At 68.7% G+C, this 4,020-nt stretch carries 5 protein-coding genes and 1 tRNA gene; 4 read left to right on the top strand and 2 right to left on the bottom strand.

The genetic code is table 11. The annotated features are described in order from the left end of the window. From OXN85_00030 to OXN85_00020, 3 genes are all read left to right on the top strand, one after another. Positions 1–1,216, top strand: a 1,216-nt coding sequence (locus OXN85_00030) for an FAD-dependent oxidoreductase (protein ID MCY3598349.1), incomplete at its 5' end; no start/stop codon positions are given. A gap of 35 nt (positions 1,217–1,251) precedes the next feature. Beyond that, positions 1,252–2,031: a lipoyl(octanoyl) transferase LipB gene (lipB, locus tag OXN85_00025; GenBank protein MCY3598348.1), complete on the top strand. Its 780-nt coding sequence runs from the start codon at positions 1,252–1,254 to the stop codon at positions 2,029–2,031. A 131-nt stretch (positions 2,032–2,162) separates the two neighbouring features. Continuing rightward, positions 2,163–2,333, top strand: coding sequence for a hypothetical protein (locus OXN85_00020; GenBank protein MCY3598347.1), 171 nt, complete (start codon positions 2,163–2,165; stop codon positions 2,331–2,333). Positions 2,334–2,381: 48 nt separating this feature from the next. Here the strand turns inward: OXN85_00020 and OXN85_00015 are convergent, their stop codons facing one another. Next, positions 2,382–2,846, bottom strand: coding sequence for a hypothetical protein (locus OXN85_00015; GenBank protein MCY3598346.1), 465 nt, complete (start codon positions 2,844–2,846; stop codon positions 2,382–2,384). A 107-nt stretch (positions 2,847–2,953) separates the two neighbouring features. On the opposite strand from OXN85_00015, the gene OXN85_00010 reads away from it, so the two are divergent. Then, a tRNA-Glu gene (locus OXN85_00010) sits at positions 2,954–3,026 on the top strand. 79 nt (positions 3,027–3,105) lie between these two features. On the opposite strand, the gene OXN85_00005 is transcribed toward OXN85_00010, so the two are convergent. Next, positions 3,106–3,948 carry a DUF547 domain-containing protein gene (locus OXN85_00005; GenBank protein MCY3598345.1) on the bottom strand — a complete coding sequence of 281 codons (843 nt, stop codon included), beginning with the start codon at positions 3,946–3,948 and terminating at the stop codon, positions 3,106–3,108. Between the last annotated feature and the right edge of the window lie 72 nt (positions 3,949–4,020).

Here is a 4,020-nt window from a genome sequence, read left to right as displayed (position 1 = left end):
CCTGCAGCACCACGGCGCCCGCATGGGCGTGAAGCCTGTCGAAGTAGAGTACGACTTCTCCGCGGCCGTGAAGCGGAGCCGCATTATCACCCGCAAGCTCACGGCCGGCGTGAAGTACCTGCTCGGGAAGAACAAGGTCGAGATCGTGCAGGGCCGCGGCCGGCTGGCCGGGGCGGGCCGCGTCGCGGTTGAGACGGAGGACGGCGAAACCCGCGAGATCGCGACCCGGAACGTCGTCTTCGCGACCGGCTCCGTGATGAACACCTTCCCCGGCTTCGAACTGGATGGAGAGAAGGTGATCGGCAGCCGGGAAGCGCTGGGTCTCCAGGAACTCCCGGCGAAGATGGCGATCGTCGGGGCCGGATTCGTGGGGGTCGAGTTCGCCGATGTCTTCAACGCCTTCGGCGTCGACGTCACGCTCATCGAGGCGCTCGACACGCTCGTGCCGCTCGAGGATCCCGAGATCGGAAAGGCGCTCGAACGCTCGTTCAAGAAGCGGGGGATCCGCAATCTCACGAACACCCGCGTCAAGCACCTGGATCGCGACGCGAGCCCGATGGTCCTCACGGTCGTGAACCCGGACGGCAGCGAGACGGCCGAGGAGACGGGTCTGGTGCTCATGGCCGTCGGACGGCGGCCCGTGACCGAGAATCTCGACCTCGAGAAGAACGGGGTCGCGATCGAGGACGGCTTCATCCGGATCGACGAGTGGTGCCGCACGAACCAGCCCGGCGTCTACGCGATCGGGGACGTGGCCGGGCAGCCGATGCTGGCGCACGTCGGGTCGCACGAGGGCATCGTCGCCGCCGAGCATATCGCCGGCGTGGCCAACCACCCGATGACGTACGGGAACATCCCCTCCGTCGGGTACTGCCACCCGGAAGTCGCGTCGATCGGCATGTCCGCGGCGCAGGCCGAGGAGGCGGGATACGAGGTCGTCACCGGCAAGTACCCGCTCGGGGCGCACGGACGCGCGCTGACGGCCGAATCCGCGGACGGTTTCGTGAAGATCGTGGCGGACGCCAAGTACGGCGAAGTGCTGGGCGTCCACATGATCGGACACAACGTGAGCGAACTCGTGGCCGAGGTCGGCATGGCGCGCGAACTGGAAGCCACGCTGGACGAGCTGGTGCGTCATGCGCACGCGCACCCCAGCATGGCCGAGGCCGTGATGGAGGCCGCGTTCGCCGCGCTCGGGCGCTCGATCCACATGTAGGCCGGCGGGAACAGACGGCGGCAGGCGGAGCCTCGATGAGCGGCGAGCGGCAACTCCGGGTGGTCGACCTCGGTCGCCGCGAGTACCGGGAGGTGCTCGAGCTTCAGCGCTCCATCGCGCGCTGGCGGCGGAGTTCTCCGCCGGATCACGACCTCCTGCTCCTCGTCGAACACCTGCCGGTGATCACCTTCGGGCGGGGATCGAGGGAGGACGTCACGCCGCCCGACCCGGCATGGCTCGCCGAGGCGGGGCTGGACCTGGTCGAGATCGAGCGCGGCGGCGACCTCACGTATCACGGCCCCGGCCAGTTGGTGGGCTACCCGATCCTGGACCTCCGCGCGCACCGGAAGGACCTCCACTGGTATCTGCGCCGCATCGAGGAGGTGCTGCTGCGCGTCCTCGCGGAGTGCGATCTCCCCGCGTTCCGGGTCGCGTCGTACACCGGAGTGTGGACGGGTTCTCCACCCGCCGGGAGCCTCGAGACGGTCGAGGACGACGGGTTCGGAACGGTCGCCGCCGGACGCGCGGACGCCCTCATCGGCGCCGGCGCGATCCGCAAGGTGGCTTCGATCGGCGTGCACGCGAGCCGCTGGATCACCTGGCACGGCTTCGCGCTCAACGTGACGCCCGAACCCCTCGCGAACTTCCGCGGAATCGTCGCGTGCGGCATCCACGGCGTCCGCATGACGAGCCTCGCCTCCGAAGGCGCCTCCCTCACCCTGGAAGAGGCCGGCGAAGCCGTGGTGCGCGCATTCCCCGCGGCGTTCCCGAACCTCCAGCCGTCACCCGCGCCGGAGGTCGGCCTGAGCGTCTGACGTTCCCGCGGGAACGTGCCGGCGGAACGTTGCCGAAACGCGGCTTTGAGCCGACCTTGTCGCCCGTCGCTCACCGACAGGGGTGACCCGACGTCCGTCGCCGAACCGCCGCACAAGGATGGCTTGCGAAGATGACTATGATTCTCGGGATCCTGCTGCTCTGCACGGTCGTCGTCGCCCTGCTGCTCGGGCAGCTTGCCCGGATGTCGCTACGGGAACGCGTCCTTCAGACCGCCGCCATGCTCGCCGCGGCCTTCATCTTCTACGGCCTCGTCGTCCTCCTGGAGTCCGCCACCCACTAGCGTGGTGTGACACCACACTGGCTGTCCGGGCGCGACACGCGCGGACGGCTAACCGCCATGAACGGTCGTGGGGTGTACCCCCGCGCTTTCGGCCTCATTCGGGCCGTTTGCGATCTTCGAGCCCTGCCAGGCGGCGATTCCGATCATGAATGTCGCAAACAGGCCCAGCAGGAGGACGAAACGCCTCAGCCGGCGGTCGTCCCGCTCGTACAGTGCGAAGGCGGCCAGCGCGCCGGCGGTGAAGGCGGGGACGGCGGCCCACGTGGCCCAGAAGCGGTGGGTCTGGATGATGCCGGGCCGCACGAAGGTGCGGTCCGCGACGACGTCGGCAGCGGCGAGGCCGGTCAGGTAGGCAGGGGCCACGAAGGCCCCGGCGATGACGAGGGCCACGAGTCCCCACAGCTCGAGCAGCTCGCGGTCGCGCGCCCACCCGTAGAGACCGACGGCGCTCCCGCTCGCGGCGAGGACGATGGGGAACGCGTGCATGATGTTGTGCAGGTATTCCCAACTCACCGCACCCCACCCCCGCTCCGCACTCCACCACCGCTCCGCGCGCTGCCCCGACTCTTCTTCATCTTGACACGCCTTCCAGCCCGGCTAGAATATCGCTTCCCAACTTCGCCCCCTTCGTCTAGTGGCCCAGGATACCTGGTTCTCAGCCAGGAGACAGGGGTTCGATTCCCCTAGGGGGTATGAAACGCCGCGGCGGGTCCCGACCGGACCCCCGCGGCGTTTGTCGTGTCTCGGCGGTCCGGGCGAACCTGGGGTCGCGTCACGGGACGTCCGGCGCGTTCAGGCTCCAGTCGTAGTCGTGGTCGAGCGACCCGTCGAAATCCCGAAGCTGTTCCGCCAGGTCGCCCTCGGCGTACTTCCGCAGGTGTTCGAGCACGCCCGCCTCGGAATCCCCGAAATCCTCTTGATACCAGAAGTAGATGCTGGAGACGACGCCCGACGCCTGGTCGCGGAGCGTCACACCTCGCGGGTGATTCACGTAGTCCCGCGCGGCCTGATCGAGGAGGCGCTCGAGGTTCTCGGCGGTGTAGGGCTCCGGGGCCAGATTCGGACAGCCGATGCTGGCGCAGTTCACGCCGTAGTGGATCCGGGGGTCCCGCCAGATGGGGCGCAGGATGTCGTGCTCGATGTTATCCAGCGTCAGCGGGTGTCCGGCCACGCTCGCGTGGATGTCGCGCCAGGGACCCGTGCCGGGAATCAGACCTTCGTGGATGTCCTTGATCGACTCGACGGGATACTCGTCCACGACGACCCGCAGCGTCACGGCATTGTAGAGGTTGATCCAGTACGCCATCTGCACGTCCTTCGCGTACTGCCGTGGATCCAGTCCCTGCAGGTCGTCGATGTAGCCGGCCAGGCGCGCCCGGTCGGCGGCGTTCGCCCGCAGCTTCGCGTAGTCGACGAGGGTGACGCCGGACGGGTCGTCGGTGACCAGGTAGGCGTCGAGCAGCGCCTGCCATTCGCCGTGGTCGAGCCGCGCGGTATTCGCCGGGTCGTGCTCGTCCCAGGCGACGTCGGTGGACGGCCCGGCGCACGAAATCCCACCGAGCGCCAGGAGACCGAGCAGCCCCCACCGGGCGAACCGCGCCGAAACTTCTTTCATTTTCCTGCCTCCTGCGGCCGGGTGGAGCGCTCGGCGCGCCACTGCCGCCAGCGGAGCCGCGCGATCATCGAG

This window comes from Candidatus Palauibacter australiensis (assembly GCA_026705295.1).
GTDB lineage: Bacteria > Gemmatimonadota > Gemmatimonadetes > Palauibacterales > Palauibacteraceae > Palauibacter > Palauibacter australiensis.
The sequence above is the reverse complement of the archived record's forward strand: the minus strand, read 5'-3'. Positions and strand labels throughout refer to the sequence as shown.

What these genes read in the sequence shown, in the direction of transcription:
- OXN85_00020 (MCY3598347.1), top strand. Translation starts at nt 2,163, where the DNA reads ATGACTATGATTCTCGGGATCCTGCTGCTCTGCACGGTCGTCGTCGCC.
- OXN85_00005 (MCY3598345.1), bottom strand. Translation starts at nt 3,948, where the DNA reads ATGAAAGAAGTTTCGGCGCGGTTCGCCCGGTGGGGGCTGCTCGGTCTC.
- lipB (MCY3598348.1), top strand. Translation starts at nt 1,252, where the DNA reads ATGAGCGGCGAGCGGCAACTCCGGGTGGTCGACCTCGGTCGCCGCGAG.